23 protein-coding genes and 2 pseudogenes are annotated in these 24436 nt (G+C 62.7%); 13 read left to right on the plus strand and 12 right to left on the minus strand.

Annotated features, from left to right (window positions below):
* Window positions 1-5: 5 nt before the first annotated feature.
* From NPS46_RS20785 to NPS46_RS20800, 4 genes are all read right to left on the minus strand, one after another.
* Window positions 6-1361, minus strand: coding sequence for a phenylacetate--CoA ligase family protein (locus NPS46_RS20785; RefSeq protein WP_274110500.1), 1356 nt, complete (start codon window positions 1359-1361; stop codon window positions 6-8).
* Between the two features lie 80 nt (window positions 1362-1441).
* A complete protein-coding gene (locus NPS46_RS20790; RefSeq protein ID WP_274110502.1) occupies window positions 1442-1804 on the minus strand; it encodes a MerR family transcriptional regulator in 363 nt (120 codons plus the stop codon).
* Between the two features lie 31 nt (window positions 1805-1835).
* Window positions 1836-2411: an NAD(P)H-dependent oxidoreductase gene (locus NPS46_RS20795; protein ID WP_274110504.1), complete on the minus strand. Its 576-nt coding sequence runs from the start codon at window positions 2409-2411 to the stop codon at window positions 1836-1838.
* A 57-nt stretch (window positions 2412-2468) separates the two neighbouring features.
* Window positions 2469-3359, minus strand: coding sequence for a LysR substrate-binding domain-containing protein (locus tag NPS46_RS20800; RefSeq protein ID WP_274110506.1), 891 nt, complete (start codon window positions 3357-3359; stop codon window positions 2469-2471).
* Between the two features lie 112 nt (window positions 3360-3471).
* Here NPS46_RS20800 and NPS46_RS20805 point away from each other — a divergent pair, with 112 nt between their 5' ends.
* The gene (locus NPS46_RS20805; protein ID WP_274110507.1) at window positions 3472-4236 is read left to right on the plus strand and encodes a sulfite exporter TauE/SafE family protein; all 765 of its coding nucleotides are present in this window, start codon (window positions 3472-3474) and stop codon (window positions 4234-4236) included.
* On the opposite strand, the gene NPS46_RS20810 is transcribed toward NPS46_RS20805, so the two are convergent.
* The gene (locus NPS46_RS20810; RefSeq protein WP_274110508.1) at window positions 4226-4540 is read right to left on the minus strand and encodes a putative quinol monooxygenase; all 315 of its coding nucleotides are present in this window, start codon (window positions 4538-4540) and stop codon (window positions 4226-4228) included. The two genes, NPS46_RS20805 and NPS46_RS20810, sit on opposite strands and share 11 nt — an antisense overlap.
* Window positions 4541-4740: 200 nt before the next feature.
* On the opposite strand from NPS46_RS20810, the gene NPS46_RS20815 reads away from it, so the two are divergent.
* Both NPS46_RS20815 and NPS46_RS20820 read left to right on the plus strand, forming a co-directional pair.
* Window positions 4741-5331: an NAD(P)H-dependent oxidoreductase gene (locus NPS46_RS20815; RefSeq protein ID WP_274110509.1), complete on the plus strand. Its 591-nt coding sequence runs from the start codon at window positions 4741-4743 to the stop codon at window positions 5329-5331.
* 57 nt (window positions 5332-5388) lie between these two features.
* Window positions 5389-6294: a LysR family transcriptional regulator gene (locus NPS46_RS20820; protein WP_274110510.1), complete on the plus strand. Its 906-nt coding sequence runs from the start codon at window positions 5389-5391 to the stop codon at window positions 6292-6294.
* A gap of 13 nt (window positions 6295-6307) precedes the next feature.
* On the opposite strand, the gene NPS46_RS20825 is transcribed toward NPS46_RS20820, so the two are convergent.
* From NPS46_RS20825 to NPS46_RS25480, 5 genes and pseudogenes are all read right to left on the minus strand, one after another.
* A complete protein-coding gene (locus tag NPS46_RS20825; protein WP_274110512.1) occupies window positions 6308-7792 on the minus strand; it encodes a SulP family inorganic anion transporter in 1485 nt (494 codons plus the stop codon).
* Window positions 7793-7948: 156 nt separating this feature from the next.
* On the minus strand, window positions 7949-8812 hold the full coding sequence (locus NPS46_RS25465; RefSeq protein ID WP_425312772.1) for a methyl-accepting chemotaxis protein: 864 nt from the start codon (window positions 8810-8812) through the stop codon (window positions 7949-7951).
* A gap of 39 nt (window positions 8813-8851) precedes the next feature.
* A pseudogene (locus NPS46_RS25470) lies at window positions 8852-9871 on the minus strand (methyl-accepting chemotaxis protein); the annotation flags it as partial.
* A 235-nt stretch (window positions 9872-10106) separates the two neighbouring features.
* Window positions 10107-10970 (minus strand): methyl-accepting chemotaxis protein, encoded by an 864-nt coding sequence (locus tag NPS46_RS25475; RefSeq protein ID WP_425312773.1) that lies wholly within the window; start codon window positions 10968-10970, stop codon window positions 10107-10109.
* Window positions 10971-11009: 39 nt separating this feature from the next.
* Window positions 11010-11894, minus strand: a pseudogene (locus NPS46_RS25480) (methyl-accepting chemotaxis protein); the annotation flags it as partial.
* Between the two features lie 383 nt (window positions 11895-12277).
* Here NPS46_RS25480 and NPS46_RS20840 point away from each other — a divergent pair.
* From NPS46_RS20840 to NPS46_RS20850, 3 genes are all read left to right on the plus strand, one after another.
* On the plus strand, window positions 12278-12907 hold the full coding sequence (locus NPS46_RS20840) for a hypothetical protein (RefSeq protein ID WP_274110516.1): 630 nt from the start codon (window positions 12278-12280) through the stop codon (window positions 12905-12907).
* 167 nt (window positions 12908-13074) lie between these two features.
* Entirely contained in the window at window positions 13075-13758 is a 684-nt protein-coding gene (locus NPS46_RS20845) for a histidine phosphatase family protein (protein ID WP_274110518.1), read from the plus strand.
* 30 nt (window positions 13759-13788) lie between these two features.
* Window positions 13789-14592 (plus strand): phosphatase PAP2 family protein, encoded by an 804-nt coding sequence (locus tag NPS46_RS20850; RefSeq protein WP_274110520.1) that lies wholly within the window; start codon window positions 13789-13791, stop codon window positions 14590-14592.
* Here the strand turns inward: NPS46_RS20850 and ggt are convergent.
* Both ggt and NPS46_RS20860 read right to left on the minus strand, forming a co-directional pair.
* On the minus strand, window positions 14589-16424 hold the full coding sequence (ggt, locus tag NPS46_RS20855; RefSeq protein ID WP_274110522.1) for a gamma-glutamyltransferase: 1836 nt from the start codon (window positions 16422-16424) through the stop codon (window positions 14589-14591). The two genes, NPS46_RS20850 and ggt, sit on opposite strands and share 4 nt — an antisense overlap.
* Window positions 16425-16563: 139 nt before the next feature.
* On the minus strand, window positions 16564-18252 hold the full coding sequence (locus tag NPS46_RS20860) for a sigma-54-dependent Fis family transcriptional regulator (protein WP_274110524.1): 1689 nt from the start codon (window positions 18250-18252) through the stop codon (window positions 16564-16566).
* A gap of 369 nt (window positions 18253-18621) precedes the next feature.
* Between NPS46_RS20860 and NPS46_RS20865 the strand changes: the two genes are divergently transcribed.
* The 7 genes from NPS46_RS20865 (at window position 18622) to NPS46_RS20895 (ending at window position 24292) form a co-directional block, all read left to right on the plus strand.
* The gene (locus tag NPS46_RS20865) at window positions 18622-18882 is read left to right on the plus strand and encodes a phenol hydroxylase subunit (protein ID WP_274110526.1); all 261 of its coding nucleotides are present in this window, start codon (window positions 18622-18624) and stop codon (window positions 18880-18882) included.
* Window positions 18883-18933: 51 nt separating this feature from the next.
* A complete protein-coding gene (locus NPS46_RS20870; protein WP_274110528.1) occupies window positions 18934-19929 on the plus strand; it encodes an aromatic/alkene monooxygenase hydroxylase subunit beta in 996 nt (331 codons plus the stop codon).
* Window positions 19926-20198: an MmoB/DmpM family protein gene (locus NPS46_RS20875; RefSeq protein WP_274110530.1), complete on the plus strand. Its 273-nt coding sequence runs from the start codon at window positions 19926-19928 to the stop codon at window positions 20196-20198. Before NPS46_RS20870 ends, NPS46_RS20875 begins: the two co-directional genes overlap by 4 nt.
* A gap of 54 nt (window positions 20199-20252) precedes the next feature.
* Window positions 20253-21809, plus strand: coding sequence for an aromatic/alkene/methane monooxygenase hydroxylase/oxygenase subunit alpha (locus NPS46_RS20880; RefSeq protein ID WP_274110532.1), 1557 nt, complete (start codon window positions 20253-20255; stop codon window positions 21807-21809).
* A 77-nt stretch (window positions 21810-21886) separates the two neighbouring features.
* Window positions 21887-22246, plus strand: coding sequence for a phenol hydroxylase subunit P4 (locus NPS46_RS20885; protein WP_274110534.1), 360 nt, complete (start codon window positions 21887-21889; stop codon window positions 22244-22246).
* Window positions 22247-22256: 10 nt separating this feature from the next.
* Window positions 22257-23318, plus strand: a complete 1062-nt coding sequence (locus tag NPS46_RS20890) for an NADH:ubiquinone reductase (Na(+)-transporting) subunit F (RefSeq protein ID WP_274110536.1) — start codon at window positions 22257-22259, stop codon at window positions 23316-23318.
* A gap of 71 nt (window positions 23319-23389) precedes the next feature.
* Window positions 23390-24292, plus strand: a complete 903-nt coding sequence (locus NPS46_RS20895; protein ID WP_274110538.1) for a SphA family protein — start codon at window positions 23390-23392, stop codon at window positions 24290-24292.
* The last annotated feature ends 144 nt before the right edge of the window (window positions 24293-24436 follow it).

Raw genomic sequence — 24436 nt, forward strand, 5'->3', positions numbered from 1 at the left:
TGCGTTCAATCGGCGATCAGGCAGAGGAACTCTTCGAACTTACCTTGGCTGCCACTAGGGATACGCCCCTCGTAATAGCTGAAGTCCAAGGCAAAGGGATGTTCCAGGGCCTGGTGAATCACCGCGCGCAATGCCTCGCAGTGGCTGGGTTGCAATGGCTCGACCACGACCAGACGCAGTTCCAGGCGCTCGACCGAATGCTGCACCAGTTGGAATTGGCGAATCATCGGGGCCACCTGGCGCAGGGGGTCGAAGCCGAAGGGCCAGCGCCGCTTGCCGTCCGGGTAGCGCAGCATATTGCGGGTGCGCCCGAGTATCCGGCGCAGGGTGGGCAGGTTGCGCCCGCACGGGCAGGGACCGCCGACCTCGGCATGGTCGCCCAGGGCGTAGCGTAGCAACGGCGTGGCGAAGTTGTGCAGGTCGCTGATCACCACTTCGCCGATCTCGCCCTCCCGGCAGGGGCGGCCGTGCTCGTCGAGTACTTCGACGATCAGGTGCTCGGCCATCAGGTGATACCCGCCGCCGACCGGGCACTGGAGGGCGATCACGCCGACTTCCTGGGAGCTGTAGCAATCGACGATCTCAATGCCCAGGCGCTCGCGGGTCTGTACGCGCAGCGTGTCACTGAGGGTTTCGCCGATGCAGCGGATTTGGCGGACACTGTCGAGCGCGCTGCCGTCTGCCGGCAGGGCACGCAGTAAGTCCTGTAGGGCGGTGGGGTGCAGCAGCAGGTAGTGCGGGGCTATTTCCTGCAAGTCATCGAGTAGCTTGGCACTGCCCCGCGCCATGGAAATTGCGTGGGCCGGCCCGCTAGGGCTGACCAGGCTGACGGGTGGGCCCCAATTGTCCTGGCTGACGCGAGCCTGGGACAGATTGCCCCGCAAGGCGACCAGGGTGCGCTGATAGTCGCGCTGCCACCACTGGTGCTCGCGCAGGGTCAGGGCCAGCCAGAACAGCTTGCCGACCTGGGTGGTCAGGACCATGACTGCTTCGCCGGTGGAACCGGAGGTGCGCATTTCGGTGAGGGGCAGATGGCTGGGGGGCACCCGGCGGCTGAACAATTGATCGCCGGCGTCCTGCAGGTGCCGGCGGCGCAACAGCGGTAGGCGTTGCAGGGTGGGCAGATCCAGCGGTTGGGCGGGATCGAGACCGGCGTCGCGCAGGCGGGCGCAGTGGAACGGGCAATGCTCGGCAAAGTGGCGGCCTAGCTCGCGCAACTGCTGTTCCTGCCCGGCGCGAAGGGTCGCGGGGCTGGCGCGTTCGAGGCGCTCCAACTGGGCCATCAGGTTTTTCAGGGGCAGATCGGGGCCGAGTTCGAACAGTGGCCAGTGAATACCGGGAAGGACCTGCGGTGATGGCATGGCGGGCGAGCCTCGAAACGGGACAGATCAGGGTAGCGGCAAGGGCGTGCGGTAAAACCGAGCAAATCTGCGCGCGCCGATTATAGGGGGCAATGTTCCCGGGCTGCGTCCAGTTGCTCGGCAAAGGCTTGCAGATCGGCCTGCTGGCGTTGCAGCGCGACGATCTGTGCGCTGATTTCACGGTCTCTGGCCGCCATGGCCTCCTGCACGCGGGCCCAGGGCAAACGGCTGTCGGCGGGCCCGTCGAACAGACCGTGCATGTCCTTGAGCCGAAAGCCCAGTTGCCGCGCACAGCGGATAAAGCGCAGTTGCTCAAGGCTCTGCTGGTCATAGAGGCGGTAAGCGCCCTGGCGTGGCGGCGCAGGCAGCAGGCCAATCGCTTCGTAATGACGAATGGTCTTGATCGGGGTGCCTGAAAGGCGGGCGGCGGCGCCGATATACATGGGGCAGTCCTTGTCCTGAAGAGGCGCCATTCTAGCGGGCGCCGAGGCGGCTGGCTTGTTCCAGCCAGCGCTGGCGCCGGGCAGGCGTGGCGTCGATCAGCGGGCCGAAGGTCAGGGTTTTCAGCGGCTTGATCCCGCAGAACGCCAGGGTGGTACGGCGAATCTGGTTCAGCCCGGGCATGCGATAGACCCAGCGGTAGTACCAGGACGGCGTGTCCAGGGTGACCAGCAGATCGGCGGTGCGTCCGTGCAGCAATTTTTCCGGGAAGGCTTTGCCCGGCCGGTATTTGAAGGCAAAGCCGGGCAGCAGGACCCGGTCGAGAAAGCCCTTGAGCAACGCGGGAACACCGCCCCACCAGATCGGAAATACCCAGACCAGGTGTTCGGCCCAGCGGATATCGGCCTGGGCCTGTTGCAGGTCGGGCTCCAGCGCCTGGATCTGTTGGTAGCCCTCGTGCAGGATCGGATCGAACTGCAGGTCAGCCAGTCGGCACAGGCGCACTTCATGGCCGGCCTGCTGCGCGGCCGTGACATAACGTTCGGCCAAGGCCGCACAGAAGCTCTGTTGGCCTGGATGCCCCAGTAGCACCATTATCTTCTTGCTCATCGTGACCTCATGGGGGGTTAAAGGTCGCGAGGATAAAGTCTCCCCCTGGGGGCAGAGTCAAGCCTCGGGCAGGCTCAGGGCCTGGAGCAGGGCGCGGACATAGACCGGCAGATCAGTGAAATCGCGCGCGCACAGCAACAGCTTGCGTTGCGCCCAGGGCTCCGTCAGCGGGCGGCAGATAAAGGCTTCGCGATTCGGCCAGCGCTGCAACGTGGCCAGGGGCACGATGCCCAGCCCGGCCCCATGGGCAACCATGCGCAGCACCCCGTCAAACCCCTCGGCCCGTACCCGCACCTGTAGGCGCAAGCCGCTGCGCAACGCCTGTTCTTCCAGGTGAATGGCCAGTGCGCTATTGGCGCCCAGGCCGACATAGTCATGGCCCAGGGTGTCGCGAAAGGTCAGGTTTTCGCGCCCGGCCAGGGCATGCCCGGGCGGCATCAGCAGCACCAGCGGGTCGTCGCGAAAGGCCCGGGTGCAGAGGTCGCGGGTGTCCACGGAGTCGGCGACGATACCCAGGTCCGCCGCGCCCTGGCGGATTGCCTGGGCAATGTGCAGGCTGGTCATCTCCTGCAGATCGATGGAGATATGCGGGTGCTCGCGCAGAAAATCCGCCAGCAGTTCCGGCAGGTATTCGGTCAGGGCCGTGGTATTGCACGGCAAGCGCACCCGGCCCTTGAAGCCCTGGGCGTATTCGGCCAGCTCATGCTGCATGCGCTCAGCCTGTTGCAGGAGGATCCGTGCGTGTTCGGCCAGGGCCAGGCCGGCCGGCGTCGGCGTTACGCCACGGCGCCCGCGCTCGAAGAACACGGTGCCCAGGGACGCTTCCAGTGCCCGGATCCGTGCGCTGGCGGCGGCCAGGGACAGATGGCTGCGCGTGGCGCCGGCGGTGATATTGCCGGCCTCGAGAATATGTAGGTACAGGCGCAGGTCGACCAGATCGAAATGCATGGGGCAGCCACCTCTTTGTCCAGGGTGTTTTCATCCTGCCTCTTGCTTTTAAAGAGGCAGACTCAATATATGGCAGATTTCCCTTTTTGGCGCGCCGGCCCAGGATGGGGCCATGAAAACACTTGTCGCGTTTTACCAAAACCTGGGCTGGGCCCTTTCATTACTGGTCTTGGGCACCTTTCTACTAGCGGGGGTGGTCAAGGGGGTGATTGGCCTGGGGCTGCCGACCATCGCCATGGGCCTGCTGGGCCTGGCTATGTCTCCGGTTCAGGCTGCGGCCTTGCTGATTGTCCCCGCGACCCTGACCAATCTCTGGCAATTAGCGGCAGGGGGGCATTTGCCGGAACTGCTCAAGCGCCTGTGGCCGATGCTGCTGGCGATTTTCCTGGGCACGGCGTTGGGGTCGTTCTGGCTGGGGATCGAGGGTGGGAGCTGGATGGTCCGGGCGCTGGGGGCGGCCCTGTTGCTGTATGCCCTGAGCGGGTTGTTTCTGCCAACGCTGCGGGTCGGTCCACGCACCGAGCGCTGGTTGGGCCCCCTGTGTGGGCTGGTGACCGGGGTGATTACCGCGGCCACCGGCGTCTTTGTGATCCCGGCGGTGCCCTATCTACAAGCCCTGGGCTTGAGCCGGGATCAACTGGTACAGGCCCTAGGGCTGTCGTTCACAGTCTCGACCCTGGCCCTGGCCGCCGGCCTGTTCTGGCATGGCGCTTTGGGCGAAGGTGCGTTGGGGGCGTCCTTGCTGGCGCTGGTGCCGGCGATGCTCGGCATGTTGCTTGGCCAGTGGCTGCGCCAGCGGATCAGTGCCATGTTGTTCAAGCGGGTATTTTTCTCTGGGCTCGCCGTGTTGGGCGGCCATCTGCTGATCAGCGGCTAGCCGACGGCGGGCTGAGCATGTCGATCCGGCGGATCTCGAAATCCCTTTCCAGGTACTCCATGCGCTGTTCGAAGAACTGCGCCATATGGGGCAGCGCCGAGTGCACATCCAGATGAGCCCTGGATTGCCAGACCTCGTAGAAGATGAACAGGCTCGGGTCTTCCAGGTCGCGCAGCATGTGGTATTCGATGCAGCCTGGTTCGGCGCGGCTCGGTTCGACATAGGCGCGAAACAGTGCCTCGAAGGCCTCGGCCCGTTCCGGGCGCGTTTTGGCATGCAGGATAAAACCGTAGAGCGGGCTCATGGACAGCCTCCAGAAAGGAATGGTCCAAAGATTCTACGGCAACAGTTACTCATCGATTCGTGCGTTTGAGTCAAATATAATTTGCCCATTCAGCGGTTTTTCAGCGCGGCGGCAGGCGCTATCTTGCCCTCATCAAATTCCAATCCAGACGATTCACTGACGGCTTCGGGCCCAGTGGTCGACTCTTGACGAGGTTAACCATGAAAAAGATTCTGCTGCTCAATGGCGCCAAAGCCTTCGCCCACTCTGATGGCCGCTATAACGCGACCCTGCACGAGACGGCCCTGGCCTTTCTCGACCAGGCCGGTTGCGACGTTCGCGAGACCCAGATCGACGCTGGCTACGACATTGCCGAGGAAGTGGCCAAATACCTCTGGGCCGATGTGATCATTTACCAGATGCCCGGCTGGTGGATGGGCGCCCCGTGGATCGTCAAACGCTATATGGATGAAGTGTTCACCGCGGGTCATGGCAGCCTGTATGCCAACGATGGCCGGACTCGCTCCGATGCCTCGCAGAAATACGGCAGCGGCGGCCTGATCCAGGGCAAGCAGTACCTGCTGTCGCTGACCTGGAACGCACCGCAGCAGGCGTTTGACGACCCCAGCGACTTCTTCGAGGGCAAGGGCGTGGACGCTGTCTACTTCCCGTTCCACAAGGCCAACGAATTTCTGGGCATGACGGCATTGCCGACCTTCCTGTGCGTCGACGTGATGAAGCGTCCGGCCATCGAAGCCGATATCCAGCGCTACCGCGAACACCTGGCGAAGGTACTTGGCTTGCCGGCCTGAGGTTCCTTTTGCCTCGCAGGCGGCTACTATCAGGGCTGTTTTCGATGAGAGGTGCCTGTGAAAGCCAGATCGGACGAGTTGCAGATCTTTGTCGCGGTGATCGAGTGTGGATCGATTTCCGCCGCCGCCGAGCAGGCCGGGCAGACGCCCTCGGCGGTCAGCCGCACATTGTCCCGGCTCGAGAGCAAGCTCGCGACTACGCTGATCAACCGCACCACGCGGCGCATGGACCTGACCGAAGAGGGCAAGTTTTTCTTCGAGCGGGCCAAGCGCATCCTCGAGCAGATGGACGAACTGGAAGAGCGCCTGGCCCTGCGGCAACAGACACCGTCCGGGCGCTTGCGGATCAATGCCGCCTCACCCTTCATGCTCCACTCGGTGGTGCCCTATATCGACGAGTTTCGCCGGCTCTATCCGGATATCCAGCTGGAACTCAACAGCAACGACCTGATTATCGACCTGCTGGAGCAGAGTACCGATATCGCCATCCGCATTGGCGTGTTGGCCGACTCCAGCCTGCATGCGCGCGCCCTAGGCAGCAGCCCGCTGAATATTCTGGCCAGCCCGACGTATCTGGAGCAGCACGGCATGCCTGCGAGTGTGGATGAGTTGGCCGGGCATACGCTGCTGGGGTTTACCCAGACCGAAAGCCTCAACCATTGGCCCCTGCGCCATGCCCAGGGCGACCGCTGGCAGATCCTGCCGGGCATCGCCGCGTCCAGTGGCGAGACCTTGCGTCAACTGGCGCTGGCGGGGCAGGGCATTGCCTGCCTGTCGCATTTCATGACCCACGAAGATATTCGCAGTGGCCGCCTGCAGGTGCTGCTGGCCGAGGCCAATAGCGGCTATCGGCAGCCGATCCATGCGGTTTACTACCGCAACTCGCAGTTGGCCCTGCGCATCCAATGTTTTCTCGACTTTATCCAGGGCAAGCTGTCCGGCTACGCACCGACCCTGGGCTAGCCCGTTCTGCGGTTCAATGCTCCAGCAGGGTCTCGATTCCCTGGGGTTTGTCGTGGGTGCCAAAGCGGTCGACCAGGGTTGCACTGGCTGCGTTGAGCCCCAGCACCTGGACCTGAGCGCCATTGCCGCGCAGCTTGAGCACCACCTTGTCCAGGGCGGCGATGGCGGTGATATCCCAGAAGTGCGCGTGGCTCAGGTCGATCAGCACGGCAGGTGGGCGTTCGTTGAGGTCGAAGGCGGCGCTGAACTTGTCGGCGGAACTGAAGAACACCTGGCCGATCACCCGATAGACCCGCGTGCCGTCGGCCTCCAGTGACGACTCCACCCGCAGGTAGTGCCCCATCTTGTTGGCGAAGAACAGCGCCGCCAGCAGCACCCCGGCCAATACCCCGTAGGCCAGGTTATGGGTGCCAAGCACCACGGCCACGGTCACCAGCATGACAATATTGGTCGACAGCGGGTAGCGCCGCAGATTGCGCAACGAGTCCCAACTGAAGGTGCCGATAGACACCATGATCATCACTGCGACCAGGGCCGCCATGGGGATACGGCTGACCCAGTCGCTGAGAAATACCACCATCAACAGCAACGCGACGCCAGCGATCAGAGTCGACAGACGTGTGCGCCCACCGGATTTAACATTGATCACCGACTGCCCGATCATTGCGCAACCGCCCATGCCGCCGAGCAGGCCGGTGGCGATATTGGCCAGGCCCTGGCCCTTGCATTCACGGTTCTTGTCGCTGGTGGTGTCGGTCATCTCGTCGACGATGGTGGCGGTCATCATCGACTCCAGCAGCCCGACCACGGCCATGGCCGCCGAGTACGGGAAGATGATTTTCAGGGTTTCCAGGTTCAGCGGCACTTCGGGCCAGAGAAAGATCGGCAGGGTGTCGGGCAACTCGCCCATATCGCCAACGGTGCGGATATCCAGGCCAAGCCAGAGGCTGATGGCGGTAAGGACCAGGATGCAGACCAGCGGCGAAGGCAGCAGCCGACCGATCACGGGCAGCCGTGGAAACAGATAAATGATCCCAAGCCCCGTGGCCGTCATGGCGTACACATGCCAGCTCACATGGGTCAGTTCCGGCAGTTGCGCCATGAAGATCAGGATCGCCAGGGCGTTGACGAAGCCGGTCACCACCGAGCGCGAGACAAACCGCATCAGCGAGCCGAGCCGCAGGTAGCCGGCGCCGATTTGCAGCACGCCGCACAGCAGGGTGGCGGCCAGCAGGTATTGCAGGCCATGGTCCTTGACCAGCGTGACCATCAGCAGGGCCATGGCGCCGGTGGCGGCAGAGATCATGCCGGGGCGCCCGCCCGCGAAGGCAATCACCACCGCCATGCTGAAGGAGGCATAGAGGCCGATCTTGGGGTCGACGCCGGCGATCAGCGAAAAGGCGATGGCTTCGGGAATCAGCGCCAGGGCGACGACCAGACCGGCGAGCACATCGCCGCGAAGATTGGAGAACCAGTGGCGTTTGAGGGTCGAGAACATTGGGGATCCGGGCGCAAGTGTCGGCGCCTGGCGCCGAAATGGTTTGTAACGTATTGGGCGCGGGAGTTTACGTGAGGCGAGGGGATGGAGCGAGGTCGATCACCGGCACGTCCCAGCACAGCCTGCGGCTGGGACGTGCGTAGCGGTGAACGTGGATCAAATGTGGAAGCGGCTGACCAACATTTGCAATTGGTTGCCCAGGCGTGCCAGTTCGACGCTGCTGGCGGCCGTTTCTTCGCTGGCAGCGGCGGTTTGCTCGGAGACATCGCGCACATTGACGATACTGCGGTTGATCTCTTCGGCCACGCTGCTCTGTTGCTCGGCGGCGGCAGCGATCTGCTGGTTCATCGACTGGATGTTCGACACGGTGCGGGTGATGTTGCCCAGCGACTCGCCAGCCTGACGGGTCAGGGCCACGCTGCTGTTGGTCAGGGCGCGGCTGCTGTTCATCACCTGCGCCACTTGCTGGGTACCATTTTGCAGGCCGGCAACCAGCCCTTCGATTTCTTCGGTGGATTTCTGCGTGCGCTGTGCCAGGCCGCGAACCTCGTCGGCCACGACCGCAAAGCCGCGTCCGGCTTCACCGGCGCGTGCCGCTTCAATGGCCGCATTGAGAGCCAGCAGGTTGGTCTGCTCGGCCACGGCCTTGATCACGTCCATGACGCTACCGATCTTGTCGCTTTCCTGTTGCAGCATCGTCATGGCTTCGGTCGAACGGATCACTTCTGTAGCCAGGCGCTCGATCTGCTCGATGGCCTCGGCCACCACGGTATCGCCGGCGCGGGCTTCGCCGTCGGCCTGGGCCGCGGCCTCGGAAGCCTGCTCGGCATTGCGCGCGACTTCCTGCACCGTGGCGGTCATCTCGTGCATGGCGGTGGCGACCTGATCGGTCTCGACCTTCTGGCTGTTGACCCCAGCGCTGGTTTGCTCGGTGACGGCCGAGAGCTCTTCGGCGGCGCTGGCGATCTGGGTGACGCCATCGCGGATGCCACCGATCAGTTCACGCAGGGTGCTGCCCATGTCCTGAATGTTTTGCTGGAGCGCGCCCAGTTCGTCTCGCCGGGTGATTTGAATGCTCTGGGTCAGGTCGCCGCTAGCGATGCGCTTGACCGTTTCCAGGGTTTCGCTGAGGGGGCGGGTGATCTGCCGGGTAATGACCACGGAGGCCAACATGCCTAGCAGCAGCGCCAGTAATGTACTGATACTTTGCGCCTGGCGGGTTTTGCTGGTTTCCTCGTCGCGCAACTCTATCTGGTTCTTGTACATGGCTTCGCTGAGGCTCAGGATGCCATCGGCGTAGTGGGTCAGTTGCTTCTCCGACTCCTCAACCCGACGATCGGCATCCTTATAGAGCTCCATGGCACTGCGATAGTTTTCCAGGGTCGCGGCCAGTTGGCGCACATTATTCTGTTGGCTGGCAGGCAGGGCCTGGCTCAGTTGCTCCATGCCGGCGATGGCCTTGTCGAGTTGGCGAACGGCTTTATCTTCGGCTTGTGCATTAGAGGTTTCGATAAACCTATTCATGTCGAAGCGGGTTTGTTGGAAGTCGGCATCGCTGTTGGTGATGAGCAGCAGTTGCCGGAAACGGCTGTCGTCGTAGGCGTTGAGTTGCAGAACGGCGGCCTTGAGAGTGTCGAGCAGCGCCTCGGAGGCCACGGCGTTCTTGACCATGATGTCGTTGGCGGCATGGCCATCCTTGTAGGCTTTGCGCATCGTCTCCAGGTTTTTCCGGTAGGAGTCGATCAACGTGGCCTGTTCCTTGAGCAGGCTCAGGCTTTGCGGGGATTTGAAGTGACTGGGCAGTGAGTGTTGCTTCTGGGCGAATTGTTGGAGCATGTCCTGCACCGTTTGGGCCGCCTTGTCATCGCCCTTGCTGAGCATGAACTGCTGACGGCTGATGCGCAGGCGCGTCAAGGCAGCGTTCAACTCGGTGATATCGGTCATTCGGTCAGTACGATTGATCAACCCCGTGACGCTGGTCCAGCCGGTCAATGCCAGGATCAGGGTGAGGGTCAGCACGATGCCGAATCCTAGGGCCAACTTCAGGTTGACACTGACATTGTCAAGCCAGCTATACATCGAATCTCTCCAAAAACTTAGGAACAGAAAAGGGTGGATTTGCTGGAGATGATCCCGTCAGCAATCCTTCAGGTTCGATCTATCGGCCTGCCGGGATAAATGCTGAAAGGAGGCTTGTAAGGGGAGGTTTCGAGGGCGGTGTAGTGGCAACGGTTTTTGCGCGTGCAAGGCTGCGCCCCCCTGCAAGGAACCTGGCGTCCTGGCAGAGGAGTGCTCGCTGCTGCGGGGGCGGGAATTAAACGCGGAAGCGGCTGACCAGGGTTTGCAACTGGTTGCCCAGGCGCGCCAGTTCAACGCTGCTGGCGGCGGTTTCTTCGCTGGCGGCAGCCGTCTGCTCGGAAACATCGCGTACATTTATGATGCTGCGGCTGATCTCCTCGGCCACGGCGCTCTGCTGCTCGGCGGCTGCGGCGATCTGCAGGTTCATGGACTGGATATTCGACACCGTACGGGTGATGTTCTCCAGCGACTCGCCGGCCTTGCGGGTCAGGACCACACTGCTGTCGGTGAGCGTGCGGCTGTTGTTCATCACCTGGGCCACGTGCTGGGTGCCGTTTTGCAGGCCGGCGACCAGCCCTTCGATTTCCTCGGTGGACTTTTGTGTGCGCTGGGCCAGGCCGCGCACCTCGTCGGCGACCACGGCAAAGCCGCGCCCGGCTTCACCGGCCCGGGCGGCTTCGATCGCCGCATTGAGGGCCAGTAGATTGGTCTGCTCGGCCACGGCCTTGATCACGTCCATGACACTGCCGATTTTGTCGCTTTCCTGTTGCAGCACGCTCATGGCTTCGGTCGAGCGCACCACCTCCATGGCCAGGCGTTCGATCTGGCCAATGGCCTCGGCCACCACCTTGTCTCCTGCTCGCGCTTCACCGTCGGCCAGCGCTGCAGCCTCGGAGGCCTGCTCGGCATTGCGCGCCACTTCCTGCACGGTCACGGCCATTTCATGCATGGCGGTGGCGACCTGATCGGTCTCGACTTTCTGGCTGTTGACGCCGGCGCTGGTCTGTTCGGTGACGGCCGACAGCTCCTCGGCGGCACTGGCGATCTGGGTCACGCTGTCGCGGATCCCGCCAATCAGCTCGCGCAGGGTCACGGCCATGCGTTGGATGCCTTGTTGCAGGGCGCCGAGTTCGTCACGACGGGTGATGCGCAGGTTGTGGGTCAGGTCGCCAGCGGCAATGCGCTCCACCACGCCGAGGGTTTCGCGCAGCGGGCGGGTGATCTGGCGGGTGATGATCACGGCGGCGAGGATGCCGATCAGCAGGGCCAGGAGGCTGCTGCCGATTTGCATGGAACGGGCCTGGGCGCTCTCGGCGTCGCGGCGGGTCAGTTGGATGTCGTACAGGCGATCGCTCAGGTCGACGATATCGTAGCCCTGCTTCGTCATTTCCTGGCGGGCCTGGATAATGGTGTTGTCGGCATCCTTGTAGCGTTGTACGGCCACGCGATACTGGTCCAGCGCCTGCTTGAGCTGCGTCAGCGAGGCCTGCTGGCTGGCGCCAAAGTGCGTATCCAACAGCTTGAGGCTGTCGATGGCAGTGTCGAGTTGGCGCAGCGCTTTCTGTTCTGTCTGTGGATTGGGGGTGGCGGTATAGCCCCGCACTTCATAGCGGGTCAGTTGGAAGGCTTCCTTGACCTGAGTAATGGCGCGGAACTGGTCGAAGCGGTTGGCATCGTCTGCCGGCAACTGCAGGGTCTGCTCCATGATCTGACTGATCAGGCCCTGGACCGTACTGGCATGTTCGCCCATGGTCTGGCGTGCGGCCTGGCTGGATTTGTAGGCATTACGCATCTTGTCGAGCGACTGCTCGTACTGGCCGATAATCCCGTTCTGTTCCTTGAGCAGCTTGAGGTTCTCCGGGCTCTTGAAACTGTGCAGCAGGTCCTGCTGGCGGGTGACAAAGGCATCGAGATGGCTTTGGACGGTCGCGGCCACCTGGTCATCGCCATTGGCCAGCATGTATTGCAGGCGGCTGATGCGCAGGTTGGTGAGCGAGGCGTTCAACTGGGTGATATCGCCCATCCAGTTGCTGCGGTTAATCAGGGCGCCGAGGCTGCTCCAGCCAATCACCGCCAGGACGGCGGTCAGTGCCAGCACCAGGCCGAAGCCTAGGGCGAGCTTCAGGTTGACGCTGATGTTGCCAAACCAACTATTCATTCATTCCTCCAGAAGGGTTGCGCTTCTTGATCATTTTTGGCCGGAAGATTGTTGTTTTTGGACGCCAGCAAGGTCATTTGTGGAGGTTGTATCGGCCACATGCGTCAGAGCTGAAACGTTTTTCTTTCTATGGGTTTTGGCTGGGATCGCTCCGAAAAAAAAACACCTCTTGGTGAGTTTTTCTGCGGGTTTTGCCGCGCTCATCCGTCTTTTACACAAGAGCCTTTTATTCAGAACAAGGAATTGCCATGTCGTTTTCCCTGCGCCGTCCGTTGTTACTTGGGACCTGTGTCATTGCCCTGGGCGTGTCGGCACCTGCCACGCTTGCCGATTACCTTTGGCTGGAGTCCACCAGTGGCCAGCCGGCCAAGGCGTATCTAAGCGAGTTTCAACCCGGCGAGCACCTGAGCCTGGCCAAGCTGGTCGAGCCGCAGTGGGTGGGGGCTGATGGCAAGAAACAAGCGCTGAGCGCCAACGGTGACGCTTACACCGTGCCGGTCGCGGCGGGAGACCTGCGGGTCAGTGCCAAGCTGCCCGAAGGCGGCAAGCTGACCATCTACGAAGCCAAGGCCGGGCGCACCGAAACCAAGGCGGGCAACGACCTGGAGCTGGTGCCGACCAGCCCCAACGGCAACACCTTCAAGTTGCACTGGAAAGGCAGCGTGGTGTCGGCGTCCCAGGTCAACGTGCATACCTCCCAGGAGTGGAATCGGACCATCAAGCCTGCCGCCGACGGCAGCGTGACCCTCGATACGCCCTTTGCGGGTCGGTATGTGCTTGAGGTGGCTGCCCAGGTCAATGGCGCGGTCAAGGTCGATGGCAAGCAGTACGACAGCGTGGTTCATGTGGCGACGCTGTCCTTTACCGTGGAGCGCTGAGGGCTCGCTCTCCAAGGCTTTTTTCACATGGCTTTGACCCGGCACTGACCTGGGTCTCCCTAGACTTGCTCCCCGTCGCCGCCACGGCTGTCGGCGCAACAGTGGTCATTCCTGTTGCGCGGTCGCTCGGGCGGCTCGGGTGGTCAATCGATTGTCCTGGGGGCGATGTGGAATTAAGACTGGGCTTTACCGGGATCCGGCGCGGGCTCGACCTGCGCGGCCTTTGGCATGGATTGGGCCGTTATCGAAACGCGCTGGTCATCATGCTGTCGGCGCTATTGGTTTTGGGTGTCACGCTGGCGCTGCTGCGCCCAGCGGCGATTCCCGATCTGGCCCATGGCAATGCCCGCGGATTTGCCGCGGTGTCCGCCGCCTGGGCCCGGGGCGATATGATTGTGTTGGTGCGCCATGCCGAGCGTTGTGACCATGCTAAGGCGCCATGCCTGGACCGCCCGGATGGGATTACCGAGCGTGCCCAGCCGCTCGCCCTGGGCCTGGGCGAGCGTTTCAAGGGCTTGGGCCTGGACCATACGGATATCTACAGTAGCCCGCTGACCCGGGCCGTCCAGACCTCGATCTTGATGTTCGGTCACGCCAGCTACGGCCAGGACTGGCTGTCCAACTGCCGCAGCAGTCTGTTGCGCGATGCGCTGTTGCATAAGGTCGCGGGGCGCAATCTGGTCCTGGTGACCCATAGCGAATGCATGGCTTCCCTCGAACACAGCCTCAAGGTTCCCAACCCCAGCCTGGGGTATGGCGCTTCGTTGTTTGTCTCGGCGCCCCCGGCAAGCAAGCCGGCGGTGATGGGCTTTATCGAAGCTGCGGATTGGCCATCGCTGACTGGCCAATGACCGATGAGCCACTTAATCCAGGGGCATCCCATGCCGTTATCCGCACGTAGTCGTTTTTACCTGATCAATCTCGGTGTGCCGCTGCTGTGTGCCGCCCTGGTTTTTCTGTGCTTTGACCTGACCCGGCTGGATATCGCCATCAGTGACCTGTTCTACGACAAGGTCGCCGGGGTGTTCCCGGTGGGTGAAAGCCATCTGTTTGAACGCATCACCCACAAGTGGGCCCGCATCATCCCCAACTGGACCGGCGAGGTGGCGATTATTGGCGCGTTGCTGTCGTTCCTCTGGCCGCGCTTCAAGGCAGAAAAACACCGCAAAGCCATTGCCTGGCTGGAGCGCTTGCGGCTGGCAGCGCTGTTGCGGTTTACCGCGCGTCATCGGCGTGATTTCCTCTATGTGGTGCTGGCCTTTTCGCTGTGTACCGGAGTGATCCACTACCTCAAGAGCCACACCAGCGTGTACTGCCCGGTGGAAACCACGCAGTACGGCGGCCAGATCGAACACCAGGAGTGGTACTCCAACTTCACCCTCTTGCAGGACGCGGGGGAAGGACGTTGCTGGCCGGGCGGGCACGCCTCGGGTGGCTTCACGATGCTGGCGCTGTATTTCGTGGCGCGCCGGTATCGCTGGCGCTATGCCAAGGTGGTGCTCCAGGGGGCGCTGCTATTGGGGACGGTCTACGGCACGACGCGGGTCCTGCAGGGTTGGCACTACATGTCGCATACGTTTTGGGCGGGGATTTTCGTCTGGCTGACGTGTCTGCTGACAGCACTGGTGTTTTACGGGCGAGGGCGGCTGGAGGCGCCGCCGTTGCCCGCGTCTCGCTTGCGCTAATCGCCCAAGGCTTCGCCTTCACGACGAGGGTCGGCACCACCGGCCCAGCCGGACTGACCCTTGGCGTCGCGCACCCGTACCAGTGCCTGGGTGCCGCTGGTCATTTCCAGTTGGCTGACGCTATGGCCCTGGTCTTCCAGAGTCTTGATCAGCGCCGGGCTGAACAGGCCGAGCTCCAGTTCGGTGGGGCCATTGCGGCTACCGAAGTTGGGCAGGTTGATGGCGCGCTGGGGGTCAAGCTCCCAGTCGAGCAGGCCGACCAGGGTCTTGCTGACGTACTCGACAATCTGCGATCCCCCCGGTGAACCGACAGCGGCGAGGAACTCGCCACGCTCGCGGTTGAAGACCAGGGTCGGCGCCATGGACGAGCGTGGCCGCTTGCCCGGCTCGACCCGATTGGCCACCGGCTTGCCGGCTTCGTGGGGCACAAAGGAGAAATCGGTCAACTGATTGTTGAGCAGAAAACCGTCAACCATCAGGTGCGAGCCGAAAGCACTTTCCACGGTGGTGGTCATCGAGACCGCGCCACCCATGTCATCCACGGCAACGACCTGCGACGTCGAGATCCGTCCCGGCGAGCGATCGGGGGCCACTGCCAGTTGTACTCCCGCAGGCTGCCCGGGTTCGGCCTGGCCCATGGCGCGTTCGCCGATCAGCGTTGCACGGCGTGCCAGGTAGGCAGGGTCGACCAGCCCGGCCGTGGGCACGGATACGAAATCCGGATCGGCCACGTACAGGCCGCGGTCGGCATACGCCAGCCGGTTGGCTTCGGCGAGCAGATGGACCGCTTGCGGCATGGGCTCGATGCCCGCTGGGCTGGCGCTGTGTACCGGTTTGAGGGGCGCCAGTGCCCAGCGTGGATCGCGCTGCTCAAGGGCCTGCAGGATGCCGAAGATCTGGGCGACGGCAATGCCGCCGGCGGAGGGCGGTGGCATGCCGCAGACCTGCCAGCGCTTGTAGTCACTGCACAGCGGTGTGCGTTCCTTAGCGTGGTATTGGCGCAGATCGCTCAGTGACAGGCTGCCAGGGTTGCGGCTGCCCTGCACGGCGGCGACGATCCGCTCGGCGATTGGCCCCTGATGCAGGACGTGGCTGCCTTCACGGGCCATACGCCTGAACACGGCGGCCAGCTCCGGGTTTTTCAAGCGGGTGCCGACGGCTTTTGGCGTACCGTCGGCGGTGAGGAAGTAGGCGGCCATGGCCGGGGATTCGGCGATAAAGCGATCCGCGACCAGCAACTGGTGCAGCCGTGGCGAGATCGCAAAGCCTTGCTCGGCCAGTTGGATCGCCGGTTCGAACAGTTGCGCCCAGGGCAGTCGCCCATGTTCGCGATGGGCCAGTTCCAGGGCGCGCATGGCCCCGGGAACCCCCACTGAACGACCGCCGATCTGGGCCTGGGCAAAGGGCATTGGCTGGCCATTTGCCTGTAGAAACAGCGTCTCCGTCGCGCCCGCAGGGGCGGTTTCGCGACCGTCGTAGGCACGAACGCGTTGGCCGTCCCAGAGCATGATAAAGGCGCCGCCGCCGATCCCGCTGGATTGGGGCTCGACCAGCGTGAGCACGGCCTGCATGGCGACGGCGGCATCGATGGCCGAACCGCCCTGGCGCAGCATCGTACGTCCGGCTTCGGCGGCCAGCGGGTTGGCGGCCGCTGCCATATGGCGCGAGGTGTGGCGGGTCTGGAGGTCGTCGCGATAGCCCGAAGCGGCCTCCGGGGCACTGGGCAGAACCTGGCTGGAGGACGGTGGATAGGCGCCGCAGGCGCCGAGCGTAAGGGCGAGCGCCAGCGCGGAGAACAGCGTGCGAGGGCGTCGTAAGACAGGCGAGTACATCGTCGGAGGTTCCAGCAGGGTAGTGGCCGGCACTATAGGGGCAGGTCCGAGGCAGGAACAACCCACCCCGAAACTTCCTACAGGCTGCAGCCCAGGTTTTGTGCTTGGGCGAAAAATACAGAAAAACTTTAACGCGTCCCTACAGTGACTTGGCGCTGGTTTTCAGGCGATAGGCCAGCGCCGGGCGGGTCATGCCCAGCAGGCGTGCGGCCTGGGACACATTCTGTTCGCTGCGTTGCAGCGCTTCCTGGAGCAGCGCCTGTTCAACCGTCTCCAGGCTCAAGCCTTGATCGAGCAACTGCCTGGCCCACTGTCGGGCGCTATCGGGCGCCTGACTGGCCAGATTACCGTCGCCGTTCAGGCCGATGCACGGATGGTCGTCGGTCAGGTGCGGGAACAGCGCCTCGACGGAAATACTCTGGTTGTTGTCGGTAATGATCACGCCGCGTTCGATCAGGTTTTCCAGCTCGCGAATGTTCCCCGGCCAGTCGTGGCGCATGCAGGCCTCGAGGGCGCGGTCGGAGAGCCCGAGGTTTTTCTTCGGGTAGGTGGCGTGGAGTTTTTCGAGAAAGTGCTCGATCAACAACGGGATATCTTCGCGGCGTTCGCGCAGGGCCGGAATTTTCACCGGGTAGACATTGAGCCGGTAGTACAGGTCGGCACGCAGGCGCCCGGCCCGTACCGCTTCAGCCAGATCTTCGTGGGTGGCGGCGATGACCCGCACATCAACACGGCGCACCTGGCTATCGCCGACGCGCTCCAGTTCACCTTCTTGCAGCACCCGCAGCAAGCTGGCCTGGGCCCGGGGCGTGAGCTCGGCGACCTCATCGAGAAACAGCGTGCCGCCATGGGCCCGTTCGAAGCGGCCCATACGTGACTGATGGGCGCCGGTATAGGCGCCTTTCTCGACGCCGAACAGCTCGGACTCGATCAGGTCCGGGCTGATGACGGCACAGTTGAGGGCGATAAACGGGCCGCTGGCGCGCTCGCTACGCAGATGCACGCTGCGGGCGATCACTTCCTTGCCGACCCCTGTCTCGCCGAGCAGCAACACCGAGGCCTTGCCGGGCGCGGCCTTGTCGATCAGCGCGCAGGTCTTGCGATACACCGCCGACTGGCCGATGCCATAGAACTGTCCGGCCTTGAGCGCCAGGCGCTGGTTCAGGCTTTCCAGCTGGATCTTCAGGGAGCGCAGTTCCTCGATGATCGGGTCGCTCTGGAAATAGCGCATAAAGTCTTCGGCATCGTCCCACTCCTGGGCCGGCTTGCCGATGATCCGGCACAGCGCGTCGCCGCAGCCGCGGCAACTGACTTCCTTGAAGATGATCTGCCGACCGACAAAGAACGAGGTGTAGCTGATGGCATAGCCCAGCAGCATCCAGCACACCGGTTGCGCCGACTCCAGGCGTTCGCTCTGGTGGTTCTCGACCTCGAAGGAGTCCAGCCATTCGATGTCGGCGTAGAAGTGCCCGGTCTCCAGGTCGATATCCATTTTCAGCGGCCGCACATTGACCATGCCCTTGAGTGCATGCAATTGCGGGCCGGTGAGAAACATCTCGATATCGCTGCTATTGGGACGAAGTTTGCGGGCAAGTTCGGCGTCCTTGAGACCCGACTGATAGCCCAGGCGCAGGAAGAAACCCTTGGCGCGTTCCTCGCCGATCATCTCGATCAACTCGCGCCGGCAGGACGCCATGGCTGACACGGTCATCAGCAGCATGCGTTGTTCGTCGAGCCAGATCTTGCCTTCGTGGCCCAGAAAGCGAATGCGGTCGGCCAGGTCCTTGAGTAATGGCGCGTGTTCCGACGCGTTGTATTTCATGCTCATGCACGCAAACCCCTGTTGTTTTTTTAGTAGGGAGTAGTGGATCCGGGAACGCGCGATACGGTGTCGCGCGAGGCGTTCCCACTCGCCTCTCAGGCAGGAAGCGAGGGTCTTGGTTTATTTAATAAACGGCCTGAAATCGGCGTGAAAGTCAAATGGGCCTGCGCTTTGACCATTTGCTCAATCGGCCTCTTCGCGATTGATCAAATGATCCATTCCTGCGGTCGCCTCGTGTTTGCGAAGGCGGCGACAGTAAGCGGATAAATAATAAATAGTTGTTTAAAAACAATGGCTTGAGATCTGTTTTTTGCGATTTCAGGCGCCTGGCACAGGCCTTGCTCTGCCCTGTTCAGCCCATCCGAGGAGCTGAACATGACGTCCCCATCCACCCCCTTCGAGGACCTGCCGCGCTATGTGCGTGTGCGCAGTGACGAGCACAGTCGCTTTGTCGAATTCGACTTCGCCATTGGCACGCCGGATCTGTATGTCGAGCTGGTGATGCCGCGCCCGGCGTTCCAGCAGTTCTGCCTGACCCACCGGGTCCGGCATATGGATGAGCGGATGTGCCAGGCCATCGATGCGGATATGCGCAAGTGGCGCTACGGCGATTCGGCCAACGATCCACCCGCCTGATCCACCCCGCGTGCCGGCCCATGACAACAATAACGACAGGACCCACAAGCCATGAGTGTAGAAATCAAGACCACTACGGTCGAGACCCTGCGCAACACCTTCAGCCATACCCGGCGGCGCTTCGGCGACAAGCCGGCGACGCGCTACCAGGAAGCGAGCTTCGATATCGAGGCGGCGACCAACTTCCACTACCGGCCGCTGTGGCAGCCGGACAAACTGCTCAACGACCCCACGCGCACGGCCGTGGTGATGCCTGACTGGGGCGTGGTCAGCGATCCGCGCCAGTACTACTACGGCGCCTATGTCCAGGCCCGCGCCAAGATGCAGGAAAACGCCGAGCACGATTATGCCTTCTGCGAGAAGCGCGACATGCTCGCCAGCCTCGACGAGCGCAGTCGCGAGCAAATCGGCGCGCTGTTGCTGCCCCTGCGCCATGCCGAGCTGGGCGCGAATATGAACAACAGCAATATTGCCGCTGATGGCCTGGGCACCAGCCTGACCCAGATGCATATGTTCCATGCCATGGACCGTCTGGGCATCGCTCAGTACCTCTCGCGCATCGGCCTGATGCTCGATGACGGCGATGTCCTGCTGCTCGCCAAGGCCAAGCAGCAATGGCTGGTCGACCCGGCCTGGCAAGGCTTGCGCCGCTATGTCGAAGACACCCTGGTGGTGCGCGACTGGTTCGAGCTGACCCTGGCGCAGAACCTGGTCAGTGATGGCCTGGTGTATCCGTTGCTGTTCCACAAATTCGACGAACAACTGAGCGCCAATGGCGCCGGGCAGGTCGGCATGCTCACCGAGTTCATGCGCCTGTGGTTTGCCGAGAGCCAGCGCTGGGTCGATGCGCTGTGCAAGACCGTGATCAACCAGAGCGCCGAGAACAAGGCGCTGGTCGAAGGTTGGGTCGATCGCTGGAGCCAACGCGCCGAGGCGGCCTTGCGTCCGTTGGCGGCCATGGGCCCCGGTGCCGCGGCCCTGGATTCGGTGTGCGGCGAATTTGCCGTACGCCTGAAGAAGATCGGCCTGACGGGAGTGTCGGCATGAAGTCGCGTGTGTACATCAACCTGCAGGACAACGATTACGCCCGCGCCATTGTCGAGGCCATCGTTCAGGACAACCCCGGCGCCGAGGTCCAGCACCAGCCGTCGATGATCCGTATCGAGGCCGAGGGCCGCCTGGAGATCCGCCGCGAGACCGTCGAAGGCATCACCGCCAGCCCGTGGGATATCCAGGAAATGTTGATGTACGTCATCACCCTGGGCGGCAACGTCGAGGAAGAAGACGACCGCTTTTCCCTGCACTGGAACAACTAAGCGCGCGCCGCGCCCTGGGTCGATCACTCCAACAAGAATTCCGGGAGAGCCATCATGGCCGTGAAAAAACGCCTGAATGCCAAAGAAAAATACCGCTGCATGACCCGCGACCTGGACTGGGAGCCAAGCTACCAGCGCCATGAAGACATCTACCCCCATGAGCGCTTCGAGGGGATCAAGATCACGGATTGGGACAAGTGGGAAGACCCCTTCCGCCTGACCATGGACACCTACTGGAAATACCAGGCCGAGAAAGAAAAGAAGCTCTACGCGATCTTCGATGCGTTCTCGCAGAACAACGGCCACACCACGCTCTCCGACGCTCGCTACGTCAACGCGCTGAAGCTGTTCCTGTCCGGCGTGACGCCCCTGGAGTACCAGGCCTACCAGGGCTTTGCCCGGGTCGGTCGGCAGTTCAGCGGCGCCGGGGCGCGGGTGGCCTGCCAGATGCAGGCGATCGACGAACTGCGCCATGTGCAGACCCAGATCCACGCCATGAGCCACTACAACAAGCACTTCAACGGCCTGCATGACTTTGCCCATATGCATGACCGCGTGTGGTTCCTGTCGGTGCCCAAGTCGTTCTTCGAGGATGCACGCACGGCCGGCCCGTTCGAGTTCCTGACGGCGATTTCGTTCTCCTTCGAGTACGTGCTGACCAACCTGCTGTTCGTGCCCTTTATGTCGGGCGCGGCCTTCAATGGCGACATGGCCACCGTGACCTTCGGCTTCTCTGCCCAGTCCGACGAAGCGCGGCATATGACCCTGGGCCTGGAGGTGATCAAGTTCCTGCTGGAACAGCACGAGGACAACGTGCCGATCATTCAGCGCTGGATCGACAAGTGGTTCTGGCGTGGCTACCGCCTGCTGACGCTGGTCGGGATGATGATGGACTACATGCTACCGAACAAAGTCATGTCCTGGTCCGAGGCCTGGGGCGTGTATTTCGAAGAGGCCGGCGGGGCGTTGTTCAAGGACCTGGAGCGCTATGGCATCCGGCCGCCCAAGTACGTCGAAGAGGCCAATATCGGCAAGGAACACATCACCCACCAGGCCTGGTCGATCTTCTACCAGTACAGCCAGGCGACCAACTTCCACACCTGGATGCCGACCGACGAAGAGCTGGATTGGCTGTCCGAAAAATACCCGGACACCTTCGACAGCCTCTATCGGCCGCGCTTCGAGCATTGGCGCGCGTTGCAGGAGAAGGGCGAGCGTTTCTATAACCCGACGCTGCCGATGCTGTGCCAGATCTGCCAGATCCCCCTGGCGTTCAGTGAGCCGGATGATCCGACGACCCTGAGCCACCGCAGCGCCGAGCACGCTGGCGAGCGCTATCACTTCTGCTCCGATGGTTGCTGCGACATCTTCCAGTACGAGCCCGAGAAGTACATCCAGGCCTGGCTGCCGGTGCACCAGATCCTGCAGGGCAACTGCGGTGGGGCGGATGTCGAGTCGGTGGTGCGTGACTACTACAACATCACGCCCGGCGAGGACAACTTCGAGTACCTGGGTTCCACCGAGCACCGGCGCTGGCAGGACTGGCATCCGAACGACAAGGGCAGTACGCCGGCCTCGCCAGCCGATCCGGACCGGCGTCAAACCGCCTGAAGCCTTACCACCGACCACCCAGCCGGGCGTGCAGCGCTGCGCGCGCGCCCGTGCCATAACAAGAAAGGAAAACCATCATGCCTGTGACTGCCATCGGCCCCTACGCGGCCCAAGCCCTGGATAGCCAGGACCGTTTCCATGGCCTGCAACTGGTCTATCTGTGCTGGGAAAAGCACCTGATGTTCTGTGCCCCCTTCACCTTGCCGCTGCCGCCGCACATGCTTTTTGCCGACTTTATCGAGCAGGTGGCCAAGCCGGCCATTGCCCAGCACCCGGATGCCCAGTGGGTGGATTTCGCCCAGGTGCAATGGCGCCTCGACGAGCAGCCGTGGACCCCGGACCCGGGCGCCAGCCTGCAAGCCAACGGCATTGGCCACAAGAGCCTGCTGCATATGGCCACGCCAGGCTTGAACGGCCTTGCCGGCACGTGCAACTGAGGAGTCGCCCATGAGTTATCAAGTCACCATCGAGCCCACCGGCGAACAGATCGAGGTCGAGGAAGGCCAGACCATTCTGGAAGCGGCCCTGCGCCAGGGCGTCTGGCTACCCTTTGCCTGCGGCCACGGCACCTGCGCGACCTGCAAGGTCCAGGTCCTGGAAGGCGAGGCCGACCTGGGGGCGGCGTCCTCTTTTGCGTTGATGGACATGGAGCGCGATGAAGGCAAGATCCTCGCCTGTTGCGCCATGCCTCAGAGCGATATGGTGATCGAGGCCGATATCGACGTCGACGTGGACTTCGCCGGTCATCCGGTCGAAGACTATCGGGCGGTGGTGACTGCCTTGGTCGACCTGTCGCCGACGATCAAGGGCCTGCACCTCAAGCTGGATCGACCGATGGCCTTCCAGGCGGGCCAGTACATCAACCTGCAGTTGCCGGGCATCGACGGCACGCGGGCGTTTTCCCTGGCCAATCCACCCAGCCGCGCAGACGAAGTCGAACTGCATATCCGCCTGGTCGACGGCGGGCTGGCGACGGCCCATATCCACCAGGGCCTGCAGGTGGGCGATAGCGTCGAAGTGTCGGGCCCTTATGGACAGTTTTTTGTCCGGCGCTCCCAGCCTGGCGATCTGATTTTCATCGCCGGTGGCTCGGGGTTGTCGAGCCCGCAGTCGATGATCATCGACCTGCTGCAAGCTGGTGACTCGCGCCGGATCGTGCTGTTCCAGGGCGCGCGCAACCGGGACGAACTGTATAACCGCGAGCTGTTCGAGGACCTGGCGGCCAAGCACCCCAACTTTTGCTATGTGCCGGCCCTGAGCCAGGCCGAAGACGATGGCCAGTGGTCGGGTTTCAGGGGCTATGTGCACGAGGCGGCCAAGGCGCATTTCGATGGTCGTTTCAGCGCCAACAAGGCTTACCTGTGCGGCCCGCCGCCGATGATCGACGCGGCAATTAGTTGTCTGATGCAGGGGCGGCTGTTTGAACGCGACATCTTTATGGAGCGCTTCTACAGCGCCGCCGATGGCGCGAGCGCGGGGGCGCGTTCGGCCCTGTTCAAACGAATCTAGGACACCTGATCCGCCGCCCCGGAGGGTGGCAACGCCTTGCCCACTGATAACAACAAGAAAGGACATGAACGATGAAGCGAGACTTGCGCGGCACCTCCTACCCCATCCTGCTGGGCGCAGGCCTTGGCCTCCTGGCTGGCCTGGCGCAGGCCACCGAGGGCGGTGGTTCGACCTACCCGATGGGGGCGGAGAACTACCTGTCCGGCGCCATGCCTCCGCCGGGCAGGTATGCCCAGTTCTATATCGGCCATTACGAGGCCGATTCCCTGCGCGGCAACGATGGCCGCAAACTGCCCGTGGACTTTCGCGTGCGGGCCAACTCCATCGCGCCGCGTTTTGTCTGGGTGACCGAGCAGCAGGTGCTGGGTGGCAACCTGGCGTTCCACGCCATCGTGCCGCTGGTCGATCTCAAGGTCGAGATCAATGGGCATTCCCAGCGCAAGCGCGGGCTGGGCGATATTATTTTCGGCCCGGCGCTGGGTTATCACTTGAGCGAAAAGATGCACGCCATTGTGGCGCTCGATCTGCTGGCCCCGACGGGGGAGTACGACCGGCATGACCAGACCAATATCGGACGCAACTACTGGGGCATCGAACCGGTACTGGCGCTCTCCTATATCGACCCGGCGGGGCTGAATATCGATGCGAAGATCATGTATGACTTCAATCTGCGCAACCCCGATACCGACTACCGCTCCGGCCAGGAACTGCATATGGACTATGCGTTGGGTTGGGGGTTGAACAATGGCTGGGTGGTGGGCGTGGGCGGGTATGCCTATCGCCAGACCACGGACGACCGGCAGTACGGCGAGCGTATCGAGGATAACAAGGGGCGGGTGTTTTCCATTGGCCCGTCGGTGAAGTACACCAGTCGCGAGGGTTGGTTTCTGACGGCCAAATGGGAGCAGGAAACCCAGGTGCGCAACCGGGCCCAGGGGGATGCCTACTGGGTCAAGTTGACGGTGCCGTTTTAAGCGCGAGCGTTGAGTCCTGAGGGGAGGGCTTGCTGTAGGCGAAGTCGCTTTTGCACCAACAGAATGACCCTGTGAGGCGCTTGTGGCCCCTGGCGAGTCATTGCACGCGCTGGACGCTGGCGAGGTCCTGATCCTCCACAATAA

The sequence above is a fragment of the Pseudomonas putida genome, from assembly GCF_028682395.1.
Classification (GTDB): Bacteria; Pseudomonadota; Gammaproteobacteria; order Pseudomonadales; family Pseudomonadaceae; genus Aquipseudomonas; species Aquipseudomonas putida_AB.

Excerpts from the sequence above, each read along its gene's own strand:
- NPS46_RS20885 (WP_274110534.1), top strand. The coding sequence starts at position 21,887 with ATGCCTGTGACTGCCATCGGCCCCTACGCGGCCCAAGCCCTGGATAGC.
- NPS46_RS20840 (WP_274110516.1), top strand. The coding sequence starts at position 12,278 with ATGTCGTTTTCCCTGCGCCGTCCGTTGTTACTTGGGACCTGTGTCATT.
- NPS46_RS20850 (WP_274110520.1), top strand. The coding sequence starts at position 13,789 with ATGCCGTTATCCGCACGTAGTCGTTTTTACCTGATCAATCTCGGTGTG.
- NPS46_RS20865 (WP_274110526.1), top strand. The coding sequence starts at position 18,622 with ATGACGTCCCCATCCACCCCCTTCGAGGACCTGCCGCGCTATGTGCGT.
- NPS46_RS20805 (WP_274110507.1), top strand. The coding sequence starts at position 3,472 with ATGAAAACACTTGTCGCGTTTTACCAAAACCTGGGCTGGGCCCTTTCA.
- NPS46_RS20875 (WP_274110530.1), top strand. The coding sequence starts at position 19,926 with ATGAAGTCGCGTGTGTACATCAACCTGCAGGACAACGATTACGCCCGC.
- NPS46_RS20795 (WP_274110504.1), bottom strand. The coding sequence starts at position 2,411 with ATGAGCAAGAAGATAATGGTGCTACTGGGGCATCCAGGCCAACAGAGC.
- NPS46_RS20825 (WP_274110512.1), bottom strand. The coding sequence starts at position 7,792 with ATGTTCTCGACCCTCAAACGCCACTGGTTCTCCAATCTTCGCGGCGAT.
- NPS46_RS20790 (WP_274110502.1), bottom strand. The coding sequence starts at position 1,804 with ATGTATATCGGCGCCGCCGCCCGCCTTTCAGGCACCCCGATCAAGACC.
- NPS46_RS20800 (WP_274110506.1), bottom strand. The coding sequence starts at position 3,359 with ATGCATTTCGATCTGGTCGACCTGCGCCTGTACCTACATATTCTCGAG.
- NPS46_RS25475 (WP_425312773.1), bottom strand. The coding sequence starts at position 10,970 with ATGGCCGTGACCCTGCGCGAGCTGATTGGCGGGATCCGCGACAGCGTG.
- NPS46_RS20810 (WP_274110508.1), bottom strand. The coding sequence starts at position 4,540 with ATGAGCCCGCTCTACGGTTTTATCCTGCATGCCAAAACGCGCCCGGAA.
- NPS46_RS20880 (WP_274110532.1), top strand. The coding sequence starts at position 20,253 with ATGGCCGTGAAAAAACGCCTGAATGCCAAAGAAAAATACCGCTGCATG.
- NPS46_RS25465 (WP_425312772.1), bottom strand. The coding sequence starts at position 8,812 with ATGGGCAGCACCCTGCGTGAACTGATCGGTGGCATCCGCGATGGCGTC.
- NPS46_RS20860 (WP_274110524.1), bottom strand. The coding sequence starts at position 18,252 with ATGAGCATGAAATACAACGCGTCGGAACACGCGCCATTACTCAAGGAC.
- NPS46_RS20815 (WP_274110509.1), top strand. The coding sequence starts at position 4,741 with ATGAAAAAGATTCTGCTGCTCAATGGCGCCAAAGCCTTCGCCCACTCT.
- NPS46_RS20890 (WP_274110536.1), top strand. The coding sequence starts at position 22,257 with ATGAGTTATCAAGTCACCATCGAGCCCACCGGCGAACAGATCGAGGTC.
- NPS46_RS20895 (WP_274110538.1), top strand. The coding sequence starts at position 23,390 with ATGAAGCGAGACTTGCGCGGCACCTCCTACCCCATCCTGCTGGGCGCA.
- ggt (WP_274110522.1), bottom strand. The coding sequence starts at position 16,424 with ATGTACTCGCCTGTCTTACGACGCCCTCGCACGCTGTTCTCCGCGCTG.
- NPS46_RS20870 (WP_274110528.1), top strand. The coding sequence starts at position 18,934 with ATGAGTGTAGAAATCAAGACCACTACGGTCGAGACCCTGCGCAACACC.
- NPS46_RS20785 (WP_274110500.1), bottom strand. The coding sequence starts at position 1,361 with ATGCCATCACCGCAGGTCCTTCCCGGTATTCACTGGCCACTGTTCGAA.